22 protein-coding genes are annotated in these 25387 nt (G+C 43.6%); 14 read left to right on the top strand and 8 right to left on the bottom strand.

Translation table 11 applies throughout. The annotated features are described in order from the left end of the window. Positions 1 to 24 precede the first annotated feature (24 nt). From atpA to AELLOGFF_RS13625, 9 genes are all read left to right on the top strand, one after another. Positions 25 to 1569 (top strand): F0F1 ATP synthase subunit alpha, encoded by a 1545-nt coding sequence (gene atpA / locus AELLOGFF_RS13665; RefSeq protein WP_159269461.1) that lies wholly within the window; start codon positions 25 to 27, stop codon positions 1567 to 1569. Between the two features lie 51 nt (positions 1570 to 1620). Further along, positions 1621 to 2487, top strand: coding sequence for a F0F1 ATP synthase subunit gamma (gene atpG / locus AELLOGFF_RS13660; RefSeq protein ID WP_159269460.1), 867 nt, complete (start codon positions 1621 to 1623; stop codon positions 2485 to 2487). Positions 2488 to 2543: 56 nt separating this feature from the next. After that, on the top strand, positions 2544 to 3941 hold the full coding sequence (gene atpD, locus AELLOGFF_RS13655; protein WP_159269459.1) for a F0F1 ATP synthase subunit beta: 1398 nt from the start codon (positions 2544 to 2546) through the stop codon (positions 3939 to 3941). Between the two features lie 38 nt (positions 3942 to 3979). Then, positions 3980 to 4405, top strand: coding sequence for a F0F1 ATP synthase subunit epsilon (locus tag AELLOGFF_RS13650; protein WP_159269458.1), 426 nt, complete (start codon positions 3980 to 3982; stop codon positions 4403 to 4405). A gap of 115 nt (positions 4406 to 4520) precedes the next feature. Then, a complete protein-coding gene (gene glmU / locus AELLOGFF_RS13645; protein WP_200842733.1) occupies positions 4521 to 5891 on the top strand; it encodes a bifunctional UDP-N-acetylglucosamine diphosphorylase/glucosamine-1-phosphate N-acetyltransferase GlmU in 1371 nt (456 codons plus the stop codon). 33 nt (positions 5892 to 5924) lie between these two features. Continuing rightward, a complete protein-coding gene (gene glmS / locus AELLOGFF_RS13640) occupies positions 5925 to 7754 on the top strand; it encodes a glutamine--fructose-6-phosphate transaminase (isomerizing) (RefSeq protein ID WP_159269457.1) in 1830 nt (609 codons plus the stop codon). Positions 7755 to 8098: 344 nt separating this feature from the next. Then, positions 8099 to 8248, top strand: coding sequence for a hypothetical protein (locus tag AELLOGFF_RS13635; RefSeq protein ID WP_159269456.1), 150 nt, complete (start codon positions 8099 to 8101; stop codon positions 8246 to 8248). Then, positions 8245 to 8823: a Maf family protein gene (locus AELLOGFF_RS13630; RefSeq protein ID WP_159269455.1), complete on the top strand. Its 579-nt coding sequence runs from the start codon at positions 8245 to 8247 to the stop codon at positions 8821 to 8823. Before AELLOGFF_RS13635 ends, AELLOGFF_RS13630 begins: the two co-directional genes overlap by 4 nt. Positions 8824 to 8958: 135 nt before the next feature. After that, positions 8959 to 9480: a hypothetical protein gene (locus tag AELLOGFF_RS13625; protein ID WP_159269454.1), complete on the top strand. Its 522-nt coding sequence runs from the start codon at positions 8959 to 8961 to the stop codon at positions 9478 to 9480. Between the two features lie 19 nt (positions 9481 to 9499). Here the strand turns inward: AELLOGFF_RS13625 and AELLOGFF_RS18230 are convergent, their stop codons facing one another. From AELLOGFF_RS18230 to AELLOGFF_RS13595, 7 genes are all read right to left on the bottom strand, one after another. Beyond that, on the bottom strand, positions 9500 to 9724 hold the full coding sequence (locus AELLOGFF_RS18230) for a hypothetical protein (protein ID WP_419183926.1): 225 nt from the start codon (positions 9722 to 9724) through the stop codon (positions 9500 to 9502). Positions 9725 to 9796: 72 nt separating this feature from the next. Next, entirely contained in the window at positions 9797 to 10156 is a 360-nt protein-coding gene (locus tag AELLOGFF_RS18225; RefSeq protein ID WP_419183925.1) for a redoxin domain-containing protein, read from the bottom strand. Between the two features lie 63 nt (positions 10157 to 10219). Beyond that, complete coding sequence (locus AELLOGFF_RS13615) at positions 10220 to 11977, bottom strand: SulP family inorganic anion transporter (protein WP_159269453.1); 1758 nt, start codon at positions 11975 to 11977, stop codon at positions 10220 to 10222. Positions 11978 to 11989: 12 nt separating this feature from the next. After that, on the bottom strand, positions 11990 to 13657 hold the full coding sequence (locus AELLOGFF_RS13610; protein WP_159269452.1) for a bifunctional protein tyrosine phosphatase family protein/NAD(P)/FAD-dependent oxidoreductase: 1668 nt from the start codon (positions 13655 to 13657) through the stop codon (positions 11990 to 11992). Between the two features lie 30 nt (positions 13658 to 13687). Further along, a complete protein-coding gene (locus AELLOGFF_RS13605) occupies positions 13688 to 14581 on the bottom strand; it encodes an MBL fold metallo-hydrolase (protein ID WP_159269451.1) in 894 nt (297 codons plus the stop codon). Positions 14582 to 14593: 12 nt separating this feature from the next. Beyond that, positions 14594 to 15586, bottom strand: coding sequence for a cytochrome d ubiquinol oxidase subunit II (locus AELLOGFF_RS13600; protein ID WP_159269450.1), 993 nt, complete (start codon positions 15584 to 15586; stop codon positions 14594 to 14596). 3 nt (positions 15587 to 15589) lie between these two features. Continuing rightward, a complete protein-coding gene (locus tag AELLOGFF_RS13595; RefSeq protein ID WP_159269449.1) occupies positions 15590 to 16963 on the bottom strand; it encodes a cytochrome ubiquinol oxidase subunit I in 1374 nt (457 codons plus the stop codon). A 239-nt stretch (positions 16964 to 17202) separates the two neighbouring features. Between AELLOGFF_RS13595 and AELLOGFF_RS13590 the strand changes: the two genes are divergently transcribed. Further along, positions 17203 to 18519, top strand: coding sequence for a sigma-54 interaction domain-containing protein (locus AELLOGFF_RS13590; RefSeq protein WP_200842732.1), 1317 nt, complete (start codon positions 17203 to 17205; stop codon positions 18517 to 18519). A gap of 8 nt (positions 18520 to 18527) precedes the next feature. On the opposite strand, the gene AELLOGFF_RS13585 is transcribed toward AELLOGFF_RS13590, so the two are convergent. Then, positions 18528 to 21341 carry a LuxR C-terminal-related transcriptional regulator gene (locus AELLOGFF_RS13585; protein WP_159269448.1) on the bottom strand — a complete coding sequence of 938 codons (2814 nt, stop codon included), beginning with the start codon at positions 21339 to 21341 and terminating at the stop codon, positions 18528 to 18530. A gap of 224 nt (positions 21342 to 21565) precedes the next feature. On the opposite strand from AELLOGFF_RS13585, the gene AELLOGFF_RS13580 reads away from it, so the two are divergent. The 4 genes from AELLOGFF_RS13580 (at position 21566) to AELLOGFF_RS13565 (ending at position 25297) form a co-directional block, all read left to right on the top strand. Then, positions 21566 to 22045, top strand: coding sequence for a hypothetical protein (locus AELLOGFF_RS13580; RefSeq protein ID WP_159269447.1), 480 nt, complete (start codon positions 21566 to 21568; stop codon positions 22043 to 22045). 4 nt (positions 22046 to 22049) lie between these two features. Then, positions 22050 to 23510, top strand: coding sequence for an aldehyde dehydrogenase family protein (locus AELLOGFF_RS13575; RefSeq protein WP_159269446.1), 1461 nt, complete (start codon positions 22050 to 22052; stop codon positions 23508 to 23510). 26 nt (positions 23511 to 23536) lie between these two features. Next, positions 23537 to 24334 (top strand): SDR family oxidoreductase, encoded by a 798-nt coding sequence (locus AELLOGFF_RS13570; protein WP_235035686.1) that lies wholly within the window; start codon positions 23537 to 23539, stop codon positions 24332 to 24334. A 69-nt stretch (positions 24335 to 24403) separates the two neighbouring features. After that, on the top strand, positions 24404 to 25297 hold the full coding sequence (locus AELLOGFF_RS13565) for a metal-dependent hydrolase (protein ID WP_159269445.1): 894 nt from the start codon (positions 24404 to 24406) through the stop codon (positions 25295 to 25297). Positions 25298 to 25387: the final 90 nt, after the last annotated feature.

Below are 25387 nucleotides of genomic sequence, written 5' to 3'. Positions count from 1 at the left end.
GAGAATAGGATTGAGGAACAGAGCATGCAGCAACTGAATCCATCCGAGATTAGCGATATTATCAAACAGCGCATCGACAAATTAGATGTGTCTGCTGAAGCCCAGAATGAGGGCACGGTAGTATCCGTATCTGACGGTATCGTACGTATCCACGGTTTAACCGAAGTGATGTACGGTGAAATGATAGAGTTTGAAGGTGGCCGTTTTGGTATGGCCCTTAACCTTGAGCGTGACTCGGTAGGTGCCGTGGTATTAGGTGACTACTTAGGAATCGCTGAAGGTCAAACCTGTAAATGTACAGGTCGTATTTTAGAAGTACCTGTTGGTCCTGAGTTACAAGGTCGCGTTGTTGACGCACTGGGTAACCCAATCGATGGTAAAGGCCCAATTAACGCTAAAATCACCGATGCAATTGAAAAAGTTGCACCTGGTGTAATTTGGCGTAAATCGGTAGACCAGCCAGTGCAGATCGGCCTTAAAGCTGTTGATGCTATGGTACCCATCGGACGTGGTCAGCGTGAGTTGATCATCGGTGACCGCCAGATTGGTAAAACAGCGGTTGCAATCGATGCCATTATTAACCAGAAGTCTTCTGGTATTAAATGTGTCTACGTTGCAATTGGTCAGAAAGCATCTTCTATCGCAGCGGTTGTGCGTAAGTTAGAAGAGCACGGCGCAATGGATCACACCGTTGTTGTTGCGGCAACCGCATCTGATCCAGCGTCTATGCAGTTCATTGCACCGTTTACTGGTTGTACTATCGGTGAGTACTACCGTGACCGTGGCGAAGACGCACTGATTATTTATGATGATTTGACCAAGCAAGCTTGGGCTTACCGTCAAATTTCACTCTTGCTACGCCGCCCACCGGGTCGTGAAGCTTATCCTGGTGATGTATTTTATCTCCACTCTCGTCTACTTGAGCGCGGTGCTCGTGTATCTGAAGAGTACGTTGAGAAGTTCACCAACGGTGAAGTGAAAGGCAAAACAGGTTCATTAACAGCTCTGCCTGTTATCGAAACCCAAGCCGGTGACGTATCCGCTTTCGTACCAACAAACGTAATCTCCATTACCGATGGTCAGATCTTCATCGAAACTGACATGTTCAACGCGGGTATCCGCCCAGCAATGAACGCCGGTATTTCGGTATCGCGGGTTGGTGGTGCAGCACAGACAAAAATTATTAAGAAATTGTCTGGTGGTATTCGTACTGCGTTGGCTCAATACCGTGAATTGGCAGCGTTCTCTCAGTTCGCATCTGATCTTGATGAAGCGACTAAAGCACAGTTATCACAAGGTGAGCGCGTTACCGAACTGATGAAGCAGAAACAGTACAGCCCTCTCAGTATTGCTGAAATGGGTCTGTCTTTGTACTGCGCTAACGAAGGTCATCTTAAAAACGTTGAAGTTGCTAAGATTCTCGATTTTGAATCAGCAATCCTTTCTTACGCCAACAGCGAATATGCCTCGGTAATGAAAGAAATCAACGACAGCGGTAACTGGAACGCGGAGCTAGAAGGCAAGTTCAAAGAACTTGTTGAAAAGTTCGTAGCTACTCAGACTTGGTAAGACGTTAAGCTGCGCGCAAGCGCAGCTTTTCTGCTTGAGGATTGTTGAATCATGGCAGGTGCAAAAGAGATACGCACCCAAATATCCAGCATCAAGAGCACGCAAAAAATTACTAGCGCCATGGAAATGGTGGCGGCAAGTAAAATGCGTAGAGCTCAAGATCGCATGGAATTGGGTAAACCCTACGCACAGCGCATGCGCGCCGTGGTAGGTCATATCGCCAATGCAAATCCAGAGTACCGTCATCAGTATATGACTGAGCGGGAAGTTAAACGCGTCGGTTACGTTATTGTCTCTACTGACCGCGGCTTGTGCGGTGGCTTGAATACCAATGTATTCAAAAAAGCCATTAAATCAATGCAGGAATGGTCAGAGAAGAACGTAGAAATTGATCTATGTGTTATTGGTAGTAAAGCCAGTGCATTTTTCAAGAGCTACGGTGGCAACGTTGTTGCTGCGGCAAAAGACATGGGTGAAGCACCCAGCGTTGCTGATTTGATTGGCAGTGTGAAAATTATGCTCGACGCTTACGGCGAAGGTAAAATTGATCGTCTGTATCTGGTAGGTAATGAGTTTGTTAATACCATGACTCAAAGCCCGTTTGTAAACCAGTTACTGCCGTTAGAAGCTGAGCAAGATGACAGTTTGAAACATCACTGGGATTATATTTACGAGCCCAGCCCTGAAGAACTACTAGAAGGCTTATTGACTCGTTATGTAGAGTCACAAGTGTATCAAACAGTAGTTGAAAACGGCGCTTGTGAACAAGCAGCACGAATGATCGCAATGAAAAACGCGACCGACAATGCCGGCGATATTATCGACGGATTGCAGCTGGTTTATAACAAAGCACGTCAGGCGGCAATTACCCAAGAACTGTCAGAAATCGTGAGTGGTGCAGCGGCGGTAGCGTCGTAAAAATTTCACCACTGAAACAGAATTTGATTATTTAAGGTTTTGAAGAGGAACCGGATATGAGTAGCGGACGTATCGTACAAGTTATCGGCGCCGTTATCGACGTGGAATTTCCACGCGATGCGGTACCACAGGTCTATGATGCACTGTTGGTTTCTGACAGCGGTCTGACCCTGGAAGTGCAACAGCAATTAGGAGACGGCGTAGTTCGCACCATCGCCCTAGGTTCTTCTGAAGGATTGCGTCGTGGCCTAGACGTTAACAACACCAACGATAAGATCAAAGTACCTGTGGGCATCGAAACCCTAGGTCGGATCATGGATGTACTTGGTAATCCAATCGATGAGTGTGGCCCAATCGGTGAACAAGAGCGCATGCCAATTCACCGTAAAGCACCAGCTTATGAAGAGCTTGCGGCTTCTTCTGACCTGTTAGAAACAGGTATCAAAGTTATCGACTTGGTTTGCCCATTTGCTAAGGGTGGTAAAGTTGGTCTCTTCGGTGGTGCTGGTGTTGGTAAAACCGTAAACATGATGGAATTGATCAACAACATCGCAACTGAGCACAGTGGTTTATCTGTATTCGCCGGTGTTGGTGAGCGTACTCGTGAAGGTAACGATTTCTACCACGAGATGCAGGAAGCTGGCGTTGTAAACGTTGAAGACTTCAGCAAATCTAAAGTAGCAATGGTTTACGGTCAGATGAACGAGCCACCGGGTAACCGTTTGCGCGTTGCACTAACTGGCTTGACCATGGCTGAAAAATTCCGTGACGAAGGTCGTGACGTACTGTTGTTTGTCGACAACATCTACCGTTATACCTTGGCCGGTACCGAAGTATCAGCACTGCTAGGTCGTATGCCTTCAGCGGTTGGTTACCAGCCTACATTGGCAGAAGAGATGGGTGTTCTTCAGGAGCGTATCACTTCAACCAAAACTGGTTCTATCACGTCTATCCAAGCGGTATACGTACCTGCAGATGACTTGACTGACCCATCACCTGCAACCACCTTTGCTCACTTAGACTCAACCGTTGTACTGAGTCGTGATATTGCAGCAAAAGGTATTTACCCTGCAGTTGATCCACTTGATTCAACTTCACGTCAGCTTGACCCTTTAATCATTGGTCAAGAGCATTACGAAGTGGCACGTGGTGTTCAGAATGTTCTTCAGCGTTATAAAGAACTGAAAGACATCATCGCGATACTTGGTATGGACGAATTGTCAGAAGAAGACAAAACGACAGTAGAGCGTGCTCGTAAAATCGAACGCTTCTTGTCACAGCCTTTCCATGTTGCTGAAATCTTCACTGGTAGCCCAGGTAAATACGTGTCATTGAAAGACACAATTGCTGGCTTTAGTGGAATTCTGAATGGTGATTACGATCACTTGCCAGAGCAGGCTTTCTACATGGTTGGTACCATTGACGAAGCAATCGAAAAAGCAGCTAAACTGTAAGCTCGTGTAAACGAGCTTTACGCCTAAGAGGCTAAAATATGGCTATGACTATTCATTGTGACATTGTGAGTGCAGAAGCAGAGTTGTTCTCTGGTCGTGCCAAGCTAATTGTTGCAAACGGTACTCAGGGTGACCTGGGGGTGACCTATGGTCACGCACCGTTGCTGACGTCCTTAGAACCTGGTCCTGTACGAATCGTACAAGATAATGGTGAAGAGGTTATCTTTTATGTGTCAGGTGGTTTTTTAGAAGTACAGCCCAATGTGGTCAGTATTCTGGCAGACACCGCTATACGCGCCGGTGACCTTGATGAGGCAGCGGCAAGTAGTGCACAAAAGAGTGCTCAGCAGGCAATGTTGGATCAGAGTGCAGATGTTGATTACACTCGCGCGTCAGCTCAGCTGGCTGCAGCTTCAGCACAGCTTCGGACTTTACAGCAAATTCGTAAGTCACTAAGTAAATAATACGGTTTTACTGTATTAGCAAAAGGGCAGCTCTGGCTGCCCTTTTTTGTTTCCGTTACTATCTCCCGTTACACTCCCTAGATTGCCAAAACACGCAATAGATAAAGGTTCTATAATGACGCTAGACGTAGTGATTCTGGCCGCGGGTCAGGGAAGCAGAATGCGCTCCAAACTGCCCAAAGTACTCCATAACATCGCTGGTAAAAGCATGTTGCAACATGTGGTGGATACCACAGAGAAGATATCAGCAGACAATATCCACATCGTTATTGGCCACGGTGCTGATAAAGTAAAAACCAGCATCAGCAATCCAAAGGTACAATGGGCGATACAGGCAGAACAACTAGGAACAGGCCACGCTGTTAATCAGGCACTACCTGCCATTGCAGAGCAAAGCAAAGTGCTTATTCTTTACGGTGATGTTCCCTTAATATCAGAAGACACCTTACAGCGTATGCTTAATACGGGCTCAGACACTGCGCTAACATTATTAACGGTCAATTTAACCGACCCTACAGGTTATGGCCGTATCATTCGCAATAGCGATGGCAAGGTAGTGTCTATTACCGAGCAAAAGGACGCGAGTCCAACAGAGCTAGACATTAAAGAAGTTAATACCGGCATAATGTGCACATCGGCGGTTAACCTGAAGCGATGGTTACCACAGCTGAAAGATAATAATGCCCAAAGTGAGTACTACCTTACCGATATCGTCTCTATGGCAGTGGGTGATGATGTTGATATAGCGGTATGCCATGCTAGTCATCCAATGGAAGTGCAGGGTGCAAATAATCGTCAACAATTACAGCAATTAGAACGCTATTATCAGCTGACGGTAGCAGAAGAGTTAATGGCTAGTGGCGCAACATTGGCAGATGCAAACCGTATCGATGTAAGAGGTACTTTACAGGTGGGTGAAGATGTCACTATCGATGTAAATTGCATATTCGAAGGTGATGTTCAACTTGCAGATGGCGTTCATATAGGCCCGAATTGCCATATCATTAATTCAACAATTGCGAGTCATTGTGAAGTAAAAACAAATACCGTTATTGAAGGCGCAGTTATCGCAGAGCAGTGTACGGTTGGCCCTTTTGCTAGAATACGGCCCGGCAGTGTATTGGCAAGCGGCGTAAAAATAGGAAATTTTGTAGAAACCAAAAAAGCAAATATCAGAGAAAATAGCAAAGTAAGTCATTTAAGCTATATCGGTGATGCAGACATAGGTAAAGACGTAAATATAGGGGCGGGAACTATTACCTGTAATTACGATGGTGTGAACAAATTTAATACAGTCATTGATGATAATGCATTTGTTGGCTCGAATACCGCCTTAGTCGCTCCAGTGCATGTAGGTAAAACAGCAACGATTGGTGCAGGATCAACCATAACGGGTGATATTGCCGAAGGTGATCTTGCAGTTGCCCGAGCAAAACAACGTAATATTAAAAACTGGATTCGGCCAGAAAAAAATTCACGCTCATAAAAGCGTAATACTTAATTGTAAAGGGTAAGCAATATGTGTGGCATTGTAGGTGCAGTAGCGCAACGTGAAGTTTCTGGAATTCTTTTAGAAGGTTTGCGCCGCCTAGAATATCGCGGATACGACTCTGCAGGTATGGCGATTATTGCCCCCAATGGAAAAATTGAAAACCGGAAGCGAGTCGGTAAAGTTGAAAAACTTTCAGAAGAACTTACAAGCAGTCCATTACTCGGCCGAGTTGGTATAGCCCACACCCGCTGGGCTACCCATGGGCAACCATCAGAAGAAAATGCACACCCACATATTTCTGGTGATATTGCATTAGTTCACAACGGCATAATAGAAAATCACGAAGAGCTCAGACAACGACTAAAAGAACTTGGGTATCAATTTAATTCACAAACAGACACCGAAACAATAGTCCATCTATTACATTATTATTATCAAGAACAACAAGATTTAATGGCAGCGCTTAAGAAAACCATTGGTGACTTACAGGGTGCTTATGGTTTAGCGGTTATACATGCAGCAGAACCAGAGAAAATAATATGTGCGCGAAAAGGCAGCCCATTAGTTATTGGCATCGGTATTGGTGAAAACTTTATAGCTTCTGATCAACTTGCATTGCGGCAAGTAACAGATAGATTTGTATACTTAGAAGAGGGTGATATAGCAGAGATTTCACCAGACAACTATACAATCCTAAATGCAGAATTTAATGCGGTAACAAGGGACATAACCCAAATTGATTCCGCAGCAGAATCGGTAGATAAAGGTCATTATCGTCATTACATGCTCAAAGAAATATATGAGCAACCCAGTGTAATACGTCGATCACTGGCAGGAAGGTTAGGAAGTAAAAATATATTAATAGAAGCCATGGGCTCACGTGCAGGACAAATTCTTAAAGATATTTCGTCAGTACAAATAGTAGCCTGCGGCACAAGCTATCATGCAGGCATGGTTGCAAAATACTGGATAGAAGGGCTCGCAGGTGTGCCCTGCCGAGTTGAAGTAGCCAGTGAATTTAGATATCGTAAATTCAAAGTTCAAGACAACACTTTATTTGTAACAATCTCACAGTCGGGTGAAACAGCAGATACACTTGCGGCATTACGACTTGCAAAAACACTGGGTTATTCTGCGTCATTAACGGTGTGTAACGTTGCTCAAAGCTCCTTAGTCAGAGAGTCAGATTTATACTTAATGACAGAAGCCGGTCCAGAAATAGGCGTTGCATCTACCAAAGCATTCACAACTCAACTTGTTGCTTTACTGTTTCTAACGGTTGCCCTAGGTCGCCACCATGATATGACCGAAAATGAAGAAAAAGATATCGTTAAAGCCTTAAATGCGTTGCCGGATTTATTATCAGAAACATTAGAATTAAATTTAAATATTAAAAAAATGTCTAATGCATTTGCAGAAAAACATCATGCCTTATTTTTAGGGCGTGGTGCACAATGGCCGGTCGCAATGGAAGGCGCTTTAAAGCTAAAAGAAATATCTTATATCCACGCAGAAAGCTATCCGGCCGGCGAATTAAAGCATGGACCACTCGCTTTAGTAGACGCAGATATGCCGGTGATAGCTGTTGCCCCCAATGATGAATTACTAGAAAAATTAAAATCCAACCTAGAAGAAGTGCAAGCTCGCGGCGGACAATTGTTTGTATTCTGCGATAAAGCCGCTGGATTTAAAACCGCAAAAGGGATGGATATTATTGAGCTTCCCCATGTGGATGATGTTATAGCGCCAATAATCTACACCATACCGCTACAATTACTTTCTTATCATGTAGCAATACTAAAAGGTACAGATGTAGACCAACCCAGAAATTTGGCAAAGTCAGTTACAGTTGAATAAAACATTTATTAATTTGATAAAAAATATACTTTAGCTTTATTAGACTGCGTTATGATTAATATTGCATAGGTTATTTTTTTGACATGAGCCAAATATAATTATCCTAAAGCATAAATTACAGTATATATTCTAGAAAGACCGTAAAAAATTATAAAACAGTCCTCGTGCACACCTTTCAATAGCTAATAGTTTATATTACGCTGAATATCTGCAAAAAATGATTAGCGACAGAAAGTCATATAGTTGAAGAATTTCAGATAGATGGTATTACTCATAAGCGACTGACCTACACCGCGCAGCAGGGAAAATTTGTTATCATCTTGCCCAGTCACACAGTGTTTATCATGCCGATGGAAAGCACGGTTGAAAATATTGCTACTTATCTGGCAGGGCTGATAGCAAAAGAGCATAAATGTGATGTGATGGTCAAAGTTTATGAAGGTATAGACAAAGGTGCCTACGGCGAAGTGAGCGGAATGAATAACACGTTATGAAAAAAATTATTCTTGCCAGTACATCGATTTATCGAAAACAACAATTGGAAAGACTTAACATCCCATTTTCAACGGCTTCTCCAGATGTGGATGAGGATAGCCTAAAAGCCAAAGGCCTCGATCATATCGAGTTGTCGCGCAAATTATCCTTATTAAAAGCACGTAATATCAGCGCATCTAACGAAAATGCGATTGTGATTGGCGGTGATCAAGTTGCTAGTTTTAAGGGTGAAATATTAAGCAAGCCAAAAACTAAAGAAAAAGCATTCGAACAATTATCAACGCTGTCTGGTAATGAGCACCAACTCATAACTTCGCTTGCTATTATTGCTAATGGTCAAGAATACCTACACAGCTGTATTGCAATAATGAAAATGAGAGCCTTAAGTGATGCTCAAATATCACGTTATATCGATATTGATGAACCATTGTATAGTTGCGGTTCTTATCGACTTGAGGCATTAGGTATTAGCCTGTTTGAGGCTATCAACTGTGAAGACTACTCATCGATTATTGGTATACCTTTAATGTGGACAGCGAAAACCCTAACCGAGTTAGGTGCTTCAGTTCCTTAGCTGCAATAATTTTATTTTTAATAGTTAATCGCCACAATCTTTTCCATTGATCGAATATTAAACTGAGCCTGATAGCAGATCTTAAACGATCAGTTTGACGGTCTTAAAAAAGGGAGGATTACCGTACAAGCAGAAATGCATTACTTTGACGGTGTCCCACTCTATCAAGTTTGGCATAAAGATGGAGAACAGCAGCGCCTGAGCAGTACAGGTGAAGAATTGCCTGCGCCAGAGTTGTCGTGCATCAAGGAGCTAGCGGGTAATTTAATGAGTAATGAAACACCGGCGCACTACACCGTACTTAGCCGTTACGATAATTACTACTTTAGCCGTCATCCAGAGCGCGGTGGAAAACCCTTGCCGGTATTAAGAGTCGTATTTAATGATGATGCCAATACGTGGTTTCATATAGATATGAGCAGCGGTAAGTTGTTGAATAAAAGTACCTCGATAAATCGAGCATATCGCTGGCTATATAACGGTTTACACTCTTGGGATTTTATTTGGTTATGGGAGCGTCGGCCACTCTGGGATATCGTGGTAATAAGTTTTTCATTAGGTGGCCTGAGTCTTTCTTTATTCGGTGTCGTCGTCGGCTGGCGTAGAATAAATAGAATTTTAAAAACACCTTACATCCTACACAGGAGCGGAGTGTAGGATGTAAGGTAAAAGATGACTACTTCTCAATTGGTTTTACAAAACGAAGATAAGGCAGTTCAATATTAACCTCGCCAAAGGTCTCTTTGGCTTGCTCATCGCTTAGACTTAATGCGGCTATAACATCTTGTCCTGGAACCCAGTTGGCAGGGGTCGCAATAGGCGCACCGTCGGTAATTTGAATCGCATCCAGGGCCCGAAGTATTTCGGCGAAATTTCGTCCCACAGACATGGGATAGGACATAGTAAGGCGCACTTTTTTGTCAGGGCCAATAATAAATACGGTTCTTACGGTGGCACTATCAGCAGGTGAGCGTCAGTCTGGAAGATAAGCATCTGCAGGTAGCATTTGGTATAATTTAGATACTGCTAAAGAGGTGTCATCAATAATCGGAAAATCAGCCGGTGAGCCAGAAAAAGCAGCTATATCGCGTTTCCATTTTACGTGCTCTTCAACGGTGTCTACTGAGACACCCATAACTTTGGTGTTACGTTTGCTGAACTCGGGGGAAAGTTGCGCAACAGCACCAAACTCAGTGGTACATACCGGAGTAAAATCTTTTGGGTGTGAAAATAAAATAGCATAACTATCGCCAATCCAATCGTGAAGCGTTAGCTCACCTGCGGTAGAGTCAACAGTAAAGTTAGGCGCAATATCATTCAGTCTAATGGTCATGAGTATCTTCCTTTTTTTGATCGTTGTTTAAATTTAAAATCTTATAAATGTTGTTGTCGATTGCTATATATTCCAATCATTGCTTGATTGGCTCTTCTCAGCATATTGCTCGAGAATTCTGTTTATTCCCAAATGATGTGATAAAAATATATTGCCACTCAAATGAGTAATAAAATCGGTTTTATTGAGTACGTCCATTACCGGACCTTTTACTTCAGATAGGTGAAGCGTAATTCCACTATCCTGCAGTCGGTGGTTTATGGATTCCAAGGCTTCAAGTGCACTGAGGTCTATTTCATTAACGGCAGTGCACATTAAAATAATGTGTTGTACATCAGGTCTTCGTTCAAGCAACTCATAGATTTTGTCTTCTATAAAACCTGCGTTGGCAAAGTAAAGACTCTCATCAATACGTAGTGATAAAATTTCATCATGGGTAATGACGGTGTGGCGATTAATATTTCTATAATGTTCGGTGCCTGGCACTTCTCCCACAATAGCCATATGGGGAACCGAGGTTTTATAAAGGTGCAGGGCTAAAGACGCCAGCACCCCACAGGCTACGCCGGTCTCAACGCCTAAAGCTAAGGTAACGACAAGGGTAGTTAACACAGCTACAAAATCACTGCGTGCATAGCCCCAAGTTTTCTTGAGAATAGAGAAATCGATTAAGGTGAGAACGGCAACAATGATGGTGGCCGCCAGTGTCGCTTTGGGTAGATAGGCAAGGTATGGCGTAAAAAATAGTGCAGCTAAGGCAATGCCAATGGCGGTAAAAAATCCTGCAGCGGGTGTAACAGCGCCAGCATCAAAATTAACCACGGACCGTGCAAAGCCGCCAGTGACGGGATACCCCCCTGAAACAGACGCCGCGATATTGGCGGCCCCCAAACCTATTAATTCTTGATTTGGCACTATACGTTGGCGGCGTTTGGCGGCGAGAGTGTGGCCAACCGAAACAGACTCTACAAAGCCGATAATAGAGATAAAGATGGCCGACATCATAAGCTCGCGCCATGCTTCGTGTCCCAATACCGGCAAGTGAAAACTGGGTAAACCGTTGGGAACGTGTCCCACTAAGGCCACAGATTTGTCGCCAAGATCAAAGCTATAGGCAGCAAAGCTGGTTGCGACAATGGCTAACACGGGGCCGGTTTTTGCTAGCATCGATGCGCTTTTATCACCTAGCCCCATATTCATTAAAATGGGTTTTAATCCGTTTCTTACCCAGAACAAAAAAACTAATGCGGGTAGACCCACGGCGACCGTTGCCAAATTGATATGGCTTAGGTTGTTAAACAAAGATTGTAGGAGATGAAATAGGTTTTCCCCTTCAGCGTGTATTCCCAGAATGTGTTTGAGCTGGCTAAAGGCAATGATTATTCCTGAGGCCGTAATAAAACCGGAGATCACGGGATGAGATAAAAAGTTAGCCAAAAACCCCATGCGTAATAGCCCCATACCCAGCAAAAACACACCAGATAAAAAAGCTAAAAGTAAGGCCGCTTCAAGATAATTAACACTACCGATAGATGCGATATGACCGATGGCCGAGGCGGTCATTAGAGATACCACGGCTACTGGGCCAACAGATAAGGTGCGGCTGGTGCCAAAAATGGCATAGGCCACTAAGGGCAACATACTTGCATATAAGCCAACTTCGGCAGGTAATCCTGCTAGCAAGGCATACGCTAGCGACTGCGGGATTAGCATAATGGTCACAATAAGCGCTGCTAGCAGGTCGCTAAAAAGCGTGTCCTTATTGTAATCCCGAGACCAATCAAGAATCGGAAAATAGCGTTTTATCTCTGACGTTTTCAAAGAGTGGCTCCCTTATGAATCATTGCTCACTTTGGGTGAGACCAACCATTCTTTGCCCTTGAGCATGCCTTGCCAATAAATAAAGGGCAGCATTTTTTCTTTTAAAAACCACGCTGCTCGTGATGGCTTGGTGCCATTGATTAACCACTTGGGTAAGCTGGGGAGCAGTTTGCCACCGTAGCCAAATTCAGCCAGCACGATTTTTCCGCGCTCCACCGTAAGCGGGCAGGAACCGTAGCCATTATAATGAGCAAGGTGTTGTTCACCCTTTATGTCGGCAAGGATATTGGTGGCAACAATGGGCGCTTGAACCCGCACTGCGGCCATTGTTTTGGCGTTGGGCGAGTTAGCCACATCGCCTAGGGACCAAATATTGGCAAAGCGTTTGTGACGAAGGGTGTTTGGATCGACATCCACCCATCCGGCATCGTCGACTAATGGACTGCTGCGAATGAAGTCAGGTGCAACTTGCGGTGGACAAACATGAATCATATCAAATTCACGGCTGATGATTTCTGGCTGCCCTTCGGTATTCGTTATTTCGAAATAAGCGGTTTTTTTATCGCCATCAATCTTAACAAGCTTATGGTTAAAATTGAGTGAGGCTTTGTATTTAGCCACATACTGCTCTAAAGCGGGCAAGTAATCTGCTACGCCAAATAAGACCGCACCGGCGTTGTAAAACTCAATATCAATGTTGTCGATACAATCATTTTTAAACCAGTAGTCACTGGACAGATACATGGCTTTTTGTGGCGCCCCTGCACATTTGATTGGCATAGGGGGTTGGGTAAATAGGGCGCGTCCACCCTGTAAGTTTTGAACTAACTCCCAAGTATAAGGTGCAAGATCATAATGGTAGTTAGAGGTAACTCCATTTTTACCCAGTGTTTCACTAAGCCCCTCTATGCCTTCCCAGTTAAGTTTAATACCTGGGGCAACAACTAGACGGGCATACTTTATGAGCAGGCAGCCTTCGAGGACCACGGTATTCTTTTCGGGATCAAAAGCCGCGGCAGCAGCTTTAATCCATTTAGCGCCTTTAGGAATTAACGCACTCATTTCTCGTTTAGTTTGCTGTGGCGTAAAAACACCAGCGCCCACCATTGTCCATCCGGGTTGATAATAGTGTTTTTCTGCGGGCTCAATAATTGCGATTGATAAACTATTATCTCGTGCTAGTAAACTCGACGCTGTGGATATACCCGCAGCGCCGCCACCAACAATAACCACGTCATAGCAATCTAGTTTGTGTATTTCACCGCTAGTGCCGGCAATACGTGTCGCTACGCCACTCATGTCATAACCGGCCGCCTTTGCGGAGGCAACAATATTTGCCAACGGCTGTTGCCCTGCTTGGCTTAGTGCCCATAACGTCGTAGAGCGCATTCCGCTGCGACAGTATGCATGAACAGAATAATTAGCAGTTTTGAGTAACTCGCCAAAGGCAGCGGCCTCTTCATCCCTAACCTTCCCTGCGATCACGGGTAAATAATGACATTCAATGTCATGCTCTTTAGCTGCATTTTGGATGTCGGCAAAGGGTGTTTGGTCTACACCTTCGCCCTCGGGACGATTACAAATTATGGTACGCACACCACGTTTTTCCAGTTCACTAACATCGCTGACTAATAACTGTTCCGATACAGTTAAATTTGGGCTTAAATCTTTAATATTCATACTCGCTCCCGGCATGTGGAATATCGATATTTAAAGTAAATTGAGTGGCAGTTTTAGGTAGACCACCTCATTGCTGTCAGGATTGGGAAGGTGGCCAGCGCGCATATTTATTTGTAGCGAAGGCAAGATCAATCTAGGCATACCCAGCGTTGCATCACGCTGTTCCCGCATGGCAACAAATTCACCTTCGCTAATGCCCTGGTGCACGTGAATATTGTCTTCACGTTCTTGTTTTACGGTGGTTTGATATTCGACTTCTCTGCCATTGGGCATATAGTCGTGACACATAAACAAGCGCAGCTCGTCTGGAAGAGCGAGGATTCTTTGAATGGACTGGTATAAAGTTTTAGCGTCGCCACCGGGAAAGTCAGCGCGGGCACTGCCACCATCAGGCATAAATAAGGTGTCGCCGACAAAACCGGCATCACCCATAATGTGGGTCATACAAGCGGGTGTGTGTCCCGGGGTATGTAGCGCGTGGCAAAGCATATTTCCTACCGAGTAAGCGTCGCCATCTTGAAATAATTGATCGAACTGAGAGCCGTCTCGGCTAAAGTCTGTCCCCTCGTTAAATATTTTTCCGAAGGTGGTTTGAACAACGCTGATCTCGGCACCAATACCAATTTTTCCGCCCAACTTTTCTTGAATATAGGGTGCGGCTGATAAGTGATCAGCGTGGACGTGAGTTTCAATAATCCACTGCAGATCTAATTGTTGTTTGCGAATGTAGTCAATAATATTGTCTGCACCATTGAGGCTTAGTCTCCCTGATGCATAATCAATTTCCATAACCGAATCGACCACCGCACAGGCATTGCTGCTAGGGTCTTTAACAACATAAGAAAATGTATTAGTGGGCTCGTCAAAGAAAGGCACCACTACTGGCTTAACTGACAGGTCTACGCTATAGCTTGGTTTGTTCATGACATGACTCCCTTATTCATAAGACAAGGCAGTCGCCTTGCCGTGAAAAATGCGATACATAAAAAAGGTGTAAAACAAAATAACTGGCAAGGTGATAACAATCCCCACCAGGGTAAATTGCAGCGATTTGACTGAGGCTGCTGCATCCCAAATGGTCATTTCACCAATGATAATGTCTGGGAAAATACTGTAGGCCAGGCCTAAGCTGGCCATTAGACAAATAACGGCGGTGGCAACATAAATAATCCAACCATAGCCATGGGTTAAAAGTTTGGGTTTGCTCAGTAAATAAATAATAGCGCCATAACAAAGCAGGCAGCTGAGGGGAATGGGTAGCAGTAAAATGGTGTAAGGCAGAGTGAACCACTTTTCAGCAATGGTGGGGCTAACGAGAGGGGTCGCAATAGACACCATAAATAAGCCTAGGCCCATTGGCCAAATAGCCATGCGCGCCCAAGAGATTGCTTTTTCTAATAGTGCGCCTTCAGTTTTCATTAATAGCCAACCACAACCCAATATCAAATACAGGGCAGGTAAGGTCATGGCAATTAAGGCAGAAAATAATAAGCTTGTTGTGGAGTGTTGCAGCCCTGTGACATAAGCACCCAGCATCCAACCTTGTGCCATTGACGCAATAAGTGAGCCGGCAAAAAAGGCTTTATTCCAACGCCCGCGATGTTGGTCGCCGGCTTTAACCCGTAAATCAAAAGCAACTCCACGTAGCATTAAGCCCATAAGCATAATGGTGACAGGTAAATACAATGAGGTGAGAATAATGCCGTGGGCTAGGGGGAAGGCAATTAATAAAACGCCCACACCAAGCACAATCCATGTTTCGTTGGCATCCCAAAACGGCCCGATTGAGGCGATCATGATGTCTTTTTCATCTTCCTCAGCTAGCGGAAGCATCAGGCCAACGCCGAGGTCGTAGCCATCGAGCATGACGTAGATTAAAAGCGCTAAGCCCATGATGCCCATATAAATAATGGGTAACCAATATTCCATGATTTATAGCTCCTTATTGCTGTCGACAGCAGTGACTGGTGAACGGTGATGAGATGGAATGGATAGCATTGATAACGACGTTGCTGGCTTATTAGACATATGGCGCAGCGCAGCTATATAAGATGCCAATAGGAATAGGTATAGCAGTATGTAGCCAAATAACGTGCCTGCCAGCGTGGCACTACTGTGGTCAGCGGCAACGTCGTTAACGGTTAACACGCCAGATACAATCCACGGTTGGCGGCCAATCTCGGTGACGTACCAGCCTGCTAAAATGGCTATCCAGCCAGAGAAAGCCATCGCCGATAAAACATGTAACATGGTTTTATTGGGTTTGCCCTTGCCACGAAATTGCCATGCACTTGCCCACGCGGTGAGTAACATCAAGCCACCCATGGCGAGCATGACTCTAAAGGACCAAAACACAATCGCAACAGGGGGGTGCTCACCTTCAAATTCATTTAAGCCCTGAACTTTTCCGTTTAGTTCGTGGGTTAAAATTAGGCTGCCGGCATAGGGCACCTCAACAGCAAAGCGATTGCTGCGAGTTTCTTCATCAGGTAGGGCAAAAATGGTAAACGGCACCGCTTCTTCGGTCTCCCAGATGGCTTCCATCGCAGCTACTTTTGCGGGTTGGTGTTCTAAGGTGTTTAAGCCGTGTAGATCACCGATAAAAATTTGAATAGGCGCGAGTACCGCAGCCATGACAACACCGGTTTTCATCACTTTCCACGTTGCGGGACCATCAACATTCTTTAATGCCCGCCACGCGCTGATGCCCGCCACTAAAAATGCACTGGTAAGCAAAGAGGCTATTAGCATGTGAAAGAAACGGTAGGGAAATGATGGATTGAAAATCACCTTCATCCAACTCTCTACCATGACCACGCCATCTTCTAGATAGTAGCCGGTTGGTGTTTGCATCCAGGAGTTAAGACTTAATATCCAAAATGCCGAAAGAGTGGTTCCAAAAGTGACTAAAAAAGTACTTATTAAGTGGAGTCGGTTTGAAACACGGTCTTTACCAAATAACATAATGCCAAGAAACGAGGCCTCTAGAAAAAAGGCACTGAGCACTTCATAACCCAACAATGGCCCAGCTACATTGCCGGCCTTATCCATAAAGCCGGGCCAGTTAGTGCCAAACTGAAAGCTCATGGTGATTCCAGAGACAACCCCCATGGCAAAGGTCAGCGCAAAGACTTTTACCCAGAATTGATAGGCGTGTTCCCATGCTTTGTCTCCCGTGGCGGTATAACGAAGTCGGAAAAATAAAAGGATCCACGCCAAGCCAATGGAGATAGCGGGAAAAAGGATGTGGAAACTAATGTTGGTGGCAAATTGAATGCGCGCCAGTACAAAGGGGTCAAAGGTCATACATAAATTCCCAGTAATTATGCCATTCCAAGTGCATCCGCATACGTCGCGGTAGAGGTTTCGCTATATGAATTGCAACGGGTATGCCATGGCTAATTAGCGGCCTGTGAATTTATTTAACTTATTGATTTATAATGCTTATTTTATAGTTTTGGAAAAAGAGATGAAAATAACACTCGAAAACAAAGACATATATTGCCATTATTGACAAACGGTTTTGACAGAAATGGCAAAGTGAAATGCAGCTAATAGCGAGTGATACCAATAGAGAATTAGCCATCATGCTGGATGGTTATAGTGATCCCGCCATCCTTGTGTCAGCGGACTATGAAATATTGGCGAGTAATGAACAGTACCGAGAAACCTTTGGCGAAATAAACCCCGATCGTCAGTCTCGGTGCTTTGAAGTATCACATGGCTACCGCGTTCCCTGTGACCAAGCGGGTGAAAGCTGTCCGCTAATCGCTTGTAAAAGCTCTGGGAATAAAGAGCGGGTGCTTCATATTCATAATACCCCAAGAGGTAAAGAATATGTCGATGTAGAAATGCTGCCGATCCGCGATAGCGGCGGTAATTTAAAGTATTTTGTTGAGATATTAAAACGCGTAACGATTGCCAGCGCGACATCGAATAGCCGGACGATGGTAGGCCGCAGTACAAAATTTAACAGCCTTATTGAATTGATCAACCTTGTTGCCGATCACGATACATCGGTGCTGCTAATGGGGGAATCGGGAACGGGAAAGGAATTGGCTGCCATCGCAATCCATGAGGCGAGCTTGCGCCACAGCAAGCCTATGTTAACGGTGGAATGCGCGGGATTAACCGAAACCTTATTTGAAAGTGAATTATTTGGTCATGTAAAAGGGGCATTTACCGGTGCGACCAGCAATAAGCCAGGTTTGCTGGAGAGTGTAGAAGGTGGCACCTTGTTTCTCGACGAAATTGGTGACGTTCCATTGGGCATGCAGGTCAAATTATTGCGGCTTATAGAAACCGGAAGTTATCGAGCAGTTGGCAGCACACAGCTAAAGCGTGCCGACTTTCGTCTAGTATCGGCGACACATAAGAACTTGGCTGAGCAAGTGGAGAAGGGCGAATTCCGTGAAGACCTTTATTACCGTGTTAATGCCTTCCCAATCGTCTTGCCGGCATTGCGAGAGCGCCGCGAAGATATTGGCCTAATTGCTAAATCAATATTGGCAAAATTGTGTTCAAACAAAAAATATCAGTTAACCTCCTCTGCGCTCGCCGAGTTGAGTGAATACCCCTTTCCTGGAAATATTAGAGAGCTGCGGAATGTGCTGGAGCGTGCAATCATTTTTTCACCGTCCAATGTCATTGATGTGAAGGTGATTGACCGTTGTTTGAGTGATCGTGAAAAGGGACGTGAGAAAACCGCAGCGCCGGAGTGGCTAGACCTAAAAAGTCAGGAAATAGCGTACTTACAAGAATTGCTATTAGCTTGCGATGGAGACAAAAATAAGGCGGCAGATATTGCGGGTATTAGCCTTAGATCCCTATATCGAAAACTGGGTATTGCCGATAAAAATTAAATATTTTCTTACATCAACCGTAATGAGTGTGCTTTCGCAGCCGCTGCGGTTCTACTCTTTACGCCAATTTTTTCGTAAATATTATGAAGATGCCATTTAACCGTAGATTCAGAAATAATAAGTTCTTGCGCTAATTGTGTGTTGGCTAAGCCAGAGCCAACCAAGCGGAGTATTTCGATTTCACGCTTTGTCAGAGACTCGTTTTCTGCAAAAGTGTCTACCGATTTATTATCAGAATCGATTTCTATACTTTTAACAACCTCACCTTTTAATATATTAATAAGACGTGATTCAAAAACTTGATTGATTGAAGGTGCATTACTGAGTCGTACAGTATTCTTCTGAGATTGAATGTCGTAGAGTATTTCTAATACTGTATCGCCGGCACTAACAATTGGGTAGGCGTGATTTTCGGGGGCAGAGGTGTTGATGCATTTATCAAGCTCTCTTGCCGCCTCTTTTTTACGGTTCAGTTTCCAAAGTGTAATAGCCTTTAGTGCTGTTAAAGACTGTGTTGTATAGGTGCGAGTCGTTTTTTTAGCTTTTATCGTGTTTAGCAAGGTGTTTATAATTTTCAATGCATCGAGATATTTTCCTTGAGATACTTTGATTCTGGCATCTGCAATTCTCACAGTTTCCCTTACAATGGCTAAAGCATCACTAGGTAAAACCGATTCATTAATATCTAAGAAATTTGTTCTCTTACAGGTTTCTAAGGCGGCACTCAAATCATCGCAGCGTAGTAAAATTTCAATTTCTTCTGCAATTAAAGAATAGTAAAGTCGAGGTTGATTTGTACCCAGGGCCGTATCTTGACCTTGTTTTAATATTTTAATGGCATTACCAAGTTGACCACACCATGCTTCGCGCCGAGCGTCATTTCTAAGCGAAACCAGCAGGGGCTCTAGCGGCCCAAATGCTGAAGAAAAAATCTTACCGAATTTGGCATTATTTTCAATTTCATTGAAATTACATTGTTGGATACAGATTTCTGAATTAATTATTTCAGCCATTGCGTAAAGGTAGCTATTGGCCTTTTTATTAAGGCCCGCATTCAGGAGTGCGCGCTCCGCGCTCTCGCGAGCAGAGCTTATCTTTCCCTGTTCAATTTTTGATAAGCCAGCTAGAAAATCAGCCCATACCAAGGCGTAACTTGACCCTGCTTGCATTCCAAAGTTATAAGCTTCTGCGGCAAGCTTGATGGAGGCATCATGGTTGCGCAAGGCGTACATGGCATAACTTTGGCAATTATATAATGAGGCAGTAATAAACGACTGTGTGGGGTTAATTTCTACCAATAAATCATCACACTGTTTTATACCGTCTCTTAATTCATCGGTACAGGTTACAGCAATGGCGCTAACGGTTTTTGCCAGAGATCGAAATTCAGAAATTTCTTCATTAGTGAGTGACCAGCCATATTGGTCTGGTTTATCCAGGCCCTCTAACACCTGTTTAGACAAAGCCTGCGCCTTGGTGAGGTCTCTTGAAAAAGCGCGGGACCATGCGTGGTTTAATAACACTTCGGGGCGAGAGGTGTGGTAAGCCTCTGGTAAGCGCCTTAACCAATCTAAAATGGTGTGATGATCACCAAAACACTGAGCGACTTCTGGTGCATGTTCGGCAATCAATGCGGCAGCTTTGACATAGTTATTTGAAAGCAATGTATATTGAATAGCCTCGGTTAAATTACCATTACTTTGCCACCATGCTGCTGCAGCAGCACAAATAGCTTCAAATTTTCCAGGTTGTCGTTTAAGTAATTCATTCTTAAGAAAATCACCAAAAAGATGATGATATCGATACCAATTTCTATTGCGATCTTCTGGAACAATAAAATGGTTAGTTTGTTCTAGTAATACTAAGGTTTCATCGCTACTTGTTATATTCATAACATAGTTGCAGAGCGGTGCGCACATTCTGGATAGCGGACTTGTTAGTAACAGAAAGTTGCGATCATGTTCAGATTGTCCTTTCAGAACTGTGTGAAGTAAGTAATCGGCGAGATCTTTATCTCGTCCAGTGAAACTGCGAATAACCTCGCCGGTATCTTTATTGGATTTAGTAATAGCAAGGGCAGCTAGTTGTAATCCAGCTAACCAACCTTCAGTGGTGTCGTAAAGAATTTCTGCATATTCTAAATCTAAATCTATGGTGTGATGGTGGAGCATATAGTGAATAATTTCGCCAACACTTAGATTTAAATTGGTCTGCTCAACTTCATAGAGGGTTCCAGCAACCCGTTTTCGACTTAAATCAATCGGGAGGCAAGAGCGACTTGAAATAACAATTTTCATTGAGCTAGGCGCGTGTAAAACCACTCTGTTCCAGAATTTTATAATGCTAGGGTGGGTGATAGTTTGAAAATCATCGACAAATAAAATAACTGGCAGAGATGAAGATGTAAGTCGAGTAACAACGGTAGACAACAAGGCATCATAATCCCGTGAGGGATTTGCGTTGATCATAGAGAGCTCTTTTTCTGCTGCTGCCCGATCTAAAGGGTACAAGACTGAAATAAGATATTTGGCAAAAATTGAGGGTTCATTATCGTCATCATCTAGGTTAATCCATAAAACCAAGGTCGAGTGTGCCAATTCCGTGGTGGCAAGGTCAGCCATTAATGTGGTTTTACCAGAACCTGCTGGCGCAACAATGGTTAGTAAACCACCTGAGCAAGAAAATTCATCCTTTAACTTTCCCAGCGCTTCTCTTTGTAGGGGTGGGGTTTTTATAAAAGGTGCGCGTAACTTACTCTCCAATACCCCAGCCCTTCGATAGAAGGTGCTTAAACCATTTCCTAAATCATTGTTTTTGTTCATTTTATTATATTTTCCGGTGCTGTTCGGGTAAAAGCTTAATACAGAGTGTAGATCACAACGGTATTGTTGTAAGCCGTACATTTGATGGGGTTTTCTAGCCCAAATTACCCATATGATAGTCACTGATGAATGCGTACGAACAATAACTCACAGCGTAATTTATTGGCAGACCTAGCTGGTAGTGGGTAATCAATCTAAATAAAACTAAACAAAAGGGCAGTTGCATGCAAGCGTATTACAGCGGGCGTCTTATTAAGCAGGGTTTTCTCGCACTGATTGTGGCATTGGTAGCAGGATTTTTACTGATATTTTCAATGATCGGTGGCATGTCGCTTAGTCCAGTACCAATACTGATTGAATTTGATCTCCCAGGCAGCATTGCTGGGTGGCGCACCGTGCACGTTGGGATGTTGATGAATGCCATTATGGCGATTGCCATTGGTGCTGCCATGCGAGCGGTCGTATTAGAAGAGTCGGCGTCATACCGTGTGTTTATGGGCACAGCAATCGCAATATGGTGCAACTTTGCATTTTACATTTTTGGAATGTTTGCACCCAATCGTGGGGTGACCTTAGAAGCAAATAGATTGGGAGAGGCTAGCTTAGCAGGAGCCGCTGCATTTCTTCCAGCGCTCTTGGGTTCGGTTACTTTGATATATGCGGCCATCGTCATGTGGCGTGCTCAAGCCAAAGATGAGAAATAAGGCAATGAATACGCATGATAGAGCGGTAGAGGGTATAGATAATTTAGAATTGTTGAGCAATTCAGAATTGCAGCTTGCATTTAATCGTGTAAAAGCGGCCTACAACACCAAAGGTGCGTTTAGTTTTTCAGAGCGAAAAGAAAAACTGAAGAAAATGGCGATCTTATTAGATGAAAATAGAAATGCCATTATTAATGCATTAAGCGCTTACTTTGGTCATCGTGCTATAGAAGAAACGCGGATATCTGAAATAGCAAATACGGTAGCCAATATAGATTACGCTGTGTCGCATTTGCACAAATGGATGCGTCCAAAACTACGTAGTACGTCAATGTGGTTTTTACCAGGTCAAAATCGAGTTATGCCTCAGGCCTTAGGCGTTGTTGGGGTAATGGTACCTTGGAATTATCCGGTAAATTTGGCAATAAGCCCACTTGCTGCTGCTTTAGCTGCTGGCAACCGCTGCCTTATTAAAGTCTCTGAACTTACCCCAAAGACAGAGGTGATATTAAGAACAATATTGGCACAAGTTTTTGATGACAGTGAGGTTGTTGTCGTTGGTGGTGATGCCACAGTTGCGGCAGAATTTGCATCACTCCCCTTTGACCATTTGTTATTTACAGGCTCTACCGCGATCGGTAAGAAAGTGATGTCCGCTGCTGCGCATAACTTAACGCCTGTGACTCTTGAGCTGGGTGGAAAAAATCCCGTTGTTATTGAAGAAGATTATTTCTTGGGAGAAGCATGCCACCGCATCTTATGGGGCAAAACATACAATGCAGGTCAAACCTGTGCAGCACCAGATTATGCATTAATTCCCAAAGGGGCCATTAACGATTTTAGAGTATGGTCCTCACGACATTACCGCAGTTTATTTCCCTGCGGTGCAATGTCGATGGATTACACCTCAATTATTAATCAATCACACTTTAATCGCCTTCAAGATCTTGTCGATGATGCAAGAAACAAGGGGGCAGAAATACTGCAGTTAGAAGATTTTACTGATCAACACCGTAAGCATCGTAAGTTCCCCTTCACTTTAATCTTTAATCCTAGTCTCGACAGCAAGGTAATGAAGGAAGAAATATTTGGTCCCATTTTGCCGATTATAGAAGTGAATGGATTAGATGAGGCAATTCAATTTGTTAATGAAAGGTCGCGACCACTCGCTATTTACCATTTTACAGATTCTACTGAGTCGAAAAATAAACTGGCAGAAAAAGTCGTTGCAGGCGGAATGACAGTAAATGATGTCATGTTGCAATATTTACAGCCATCACAACCATTTGGTGGTGTGGGTGGGAGTGGTTTCGGCGCATATCATGGGGAAGAAGGATTTAAAACTTTCTCTCATATGAAAGCAATATTTAGTCAGCGTGGGTTTGGAAGTTTCACAGGTATTAAATTACTTTATCCGCCTTACGGCATGTTGGGGCGATTAATTATTAAATTAATGCGTGGATAAAATTTTATAAATATAAAGAGATCATTATGACTGTATTTAAAGAAGATTTATTTAGTGGACAGACAACATTTGTTGTAGGTGGCACCAGTGGAATAAATCTGGGTATCGCGGAAGCAATGGGGAAGCTGGGTTCAAAAATTTTTGTCGTTAGCCGTAGTCAAGACAAAGTAGTAGCAGCGATATCTAGACTTACAGAAATGGGAATTGAAGCAGATGGCTTCAGTGCAGATGTAAGAGACTATGACGCAATATACCAAGCTGCACGTACGTGCTCAGAAAAATTTGGCGATATTGATAATGTTATTTCTGGAGCGGCAGGAAATTTTGTCTCACCTGCAGAGCAATTGACCTCTAATGGATTTAAAACTGTCGTCGATATTGATTTAGTTGGCACATTTAATGTCTGCCGTGCGGCATTCGATTTTGTTAATAAAAAGGGTGCAGCAATGATAAATATTTCAGCTGTACAAGCGTTTACACCCATGGTGGGGCAGGCTCATGTGTGTGCAGCCAAGGCAGGAATAGAAGCATTAACCAAGGTGCTGGCTATTGAGTGGGGAAGCAAGAGCATCAGAGTAAATGCCATTGCGCCTGGTGCCGTTGGCGAAACCGAGGGTATGCGCCGACTAACACCGACAAAAGAGCATGAAGAAAGATATATGAAGCATATACCACTTGGTCGATACGCAAAAATTGAAGAAGTTGCTGATACAGCCATCTTCTTATGCTCCAGTGCAGGAGATAATTTTACCGGTGAAGTCGTTGTTTGTGATGGCGGTCAATCCATTCTTGGTGGTGGTGGATTTAAAGAGGCTTGGTCATAAGTTATCAGTTTGGATAGCTAGACATGTATACCCCAATATTTGTTAACGGTTAGCAGTGAGGAGATTGCGATGAGTGCAATACCAGAACATCCAATGGATGACTTTCCAGTCAGAAATTTAACCTTTGATGTTAATAATGTTGAATATCAAGACCCCTTGTGGAGCAGAACACTACCTGAATTTTCAATGTTCGTGAATGCTCTTGGTGTGCATGTGCCTTATTTTGAGCGTTATCTAGTCAAGTCATTATCAAAAGCAAAGCCTTATATCCAGGATGATAAATTACGTAAAGATGTGTCAGCAATTATTGGTCAAGAAGCGCATCACGCTAGAAATTTTGTAGATGTAAACCGTTGGTTAAGTGAACGTTACCCCGAGGTTAAACGCTTAGATAACGAAGCGAAACAATATTTCACAAAACATGCTAAAGAAGATGATCTTAAAAAAATGCTGGGTTTTACTGCTGGTTATGAAACGTTCACATTTTTGGGCGGTATGATCATTCTTGATAATTACGAAAAATGGTTTGCGGATAGCGATCCAACTATGCGGGCAATTTGGATGTGGCACCAAGTTGAAGAAGTAGAGCATGGGTCAGTTGCCTTTGACGTGTATCAAGCACTATATGGTGTCGATGAATGGTATAGAAAATATATGGTCTCATTGGCCTTAATGCATATTGCATCAGAAACCATTCGTACCTATCTACATATGAGTCGCGTGGAAGGTTGGTGGAGAAACCCATTAAAAGGGCTAAAAAAACTAACTTTTTGTATGACCATGCTCGGTAGATTTGTGCGTAGCGCGTTACCTGTTTTCAAAAAAGGCTACCATCCTAGAAATCATCCCTTTGTGACTAGCGAACAGAATGAAATACAAGTTGCTTGGCGAAGATTTCATTCGGGTGGCGGCGATGTATTAGAAATTGATAAAAATAAAATGGCTGAAATAATGGCAAAGTAAAAAACGGCCAATAAATTATATATCCAATAAAAAGCCCACCTTATGATTGGTATTTCGATTTAACAATTTTGATTAAATTTAAATACACAC

The sequence above is a fragment of the Zhongshania aliphaticivorans genome (genome assembly GCF_902705875.1).
GTDB classification, from domain to species: Bacteria; Pseudomonadota; Gammaproteobacteria; order Pseudomonadales; family Spongiibacteraceae; genus Spongiibacter; species Spongiibacter aliphaticivorans_A.
Note: the sequence above shows the minus strand (reverse complement) of the source record. Positions and strands in the feature narration are given on the sequence as shown.

Coding starts and splice junctions, on each gene's coding strand:
- atpA (WP_159269461.1), top strand. CDS start 25: ATGCAGCAACTGAATCCATCCGAGATTAGCGATATTATCAAACAGCGC.
- atpG (WP_159269460.1), top strand. CDS start 1,621: ATGGCAGGTGCAAAAGAGATACGCACCCAAATATCCAGCATCAAGAGC.
- atpD (WP_159269459.1), top strand. CDS start 2,544: ATGAGTAGCGGACGTATCGTACAAGTTATCGGCGCCGTTATCGACGTG.
- AELLOGFF_RS13650 (WP_159269458.1), top strand. CDS start 3,980: ATGGCTATGACTATTCATTGTGACATTGTGAGTGCAGAAGCAGAGTTG.
- glmU (WP_200842733.1), top strand. CDS start 4,521: ATGACGCTAGACGTAGTGATTCTGGCCGCGGGTCAGGGAAGCAGAATG.
- glmS (WP_159269457.1), top strand. CDS start 5,925: ATGTGTGGCATTGTAGGTGCAGTAGCGCAACGTGAAGTTTCTGGAATT.
- AELLOGFF_RS13635 (WP_159269456.1), top strand. CDS start 8,099: ATGCCGATGGAAAGCACGGTTGAAAATATTGCTACTTATCTGGCAGGG.
- AELLOGFF_RS13630 (WP_159269455.1), top strand. CDS start 8,245: ATGAAAAAAATTATTCTTGCCAGTACATCGATTTATCGAAAACAACAA.
- AELLOGFF_RS13625 (WP_159269454.1), top strand. CDS start 8,959: ATGCATTACTTTGACGGTGTCCCACTCTATCAAGTTTGGCATAAAGAT.
- AELLOGFF_RS18230 (WP_419183926.1), bottom strand. CDS start 9,724: ATGTCCTATCCCATGTCTGTGGGACGAAATTTCGCCGAAATACTTCGG.
- AELLOGFF_RS18225 (WP_419183925.1), bottom strand. CDS start 10,156: ATGACCATTAGACTGAATGATATTGCGCCTAACTTTACTGTTGACTCT.
- AELLOGFF_RS13610 (WP_159269452.1), bottom strand. CDS start 13,657: ATGAATATTAAAGATTTAAGCCCAAATTTAACTGTATCGGAACAGTTA.
- AELLOGFF_RS13605 (WP_159269451.1), bottom strand. CDS start 14,581: ATGAACAAACCAAGCTATAGCGTAGACCTGTCAGTTAAGCCAGTAGTG.
- AELLOGFF_RS13600 (WP_159269450.1), bottom strand. CDS start 15,586: ATGGAATATTGGTTACCCATTATTTATATGGGCATCATGGGCTTAGCG.
- AELLOGFF_RS13595 (WP_159269449.1), bottom strand. CDS start 16,963: ATGACCTTTGACCCCTTTGTACTGGCGCGCATTCAATTTGCCACCAAC.
- AELLOGFF_RS13590 (WP_200842732.1), top strand. CDS start 17,203: ATGCAGCTAATAGCGAGTGATACCAATAGAGAATTAGCCATCATGCTG.
- AELLOGFF_RS13585 (WP_159269448.1), bottom strand. CDS start 21,341: ATGAACAAAAACAATGATTTAGGAAATGGTTTAAGCACCTTCTATCGA.
- AELLOGFF_RS13580 (WP_159269447.1), top strand. CDS start 21,566: ATGCAAGCGTATTACAGCGGGCGTCTTATTAAGCAGGGTTTTCTCGCA.
- AELLOGFF_RS13575 (WP_159269446.1), top strand. CDS start 22,050: ATGAATACGCATGATAGAGCGGTAGAGGGTATAGATAATTTAGAATTG.
- AELLOGFF_RS13570 (WP_235035686.1), top strand. CDS start 23,537: ATGACTGTATTTAAAGAAGATTTATTTAGTGGACAGACAACATTTGTT.
- AELLOGFF_RS13565 (WP_159269445.1), top strand. CDS start 24,404: ATGAGTGCAATACCAGAACATCCAATGGATGACTTTCCAGTCAGAAAT.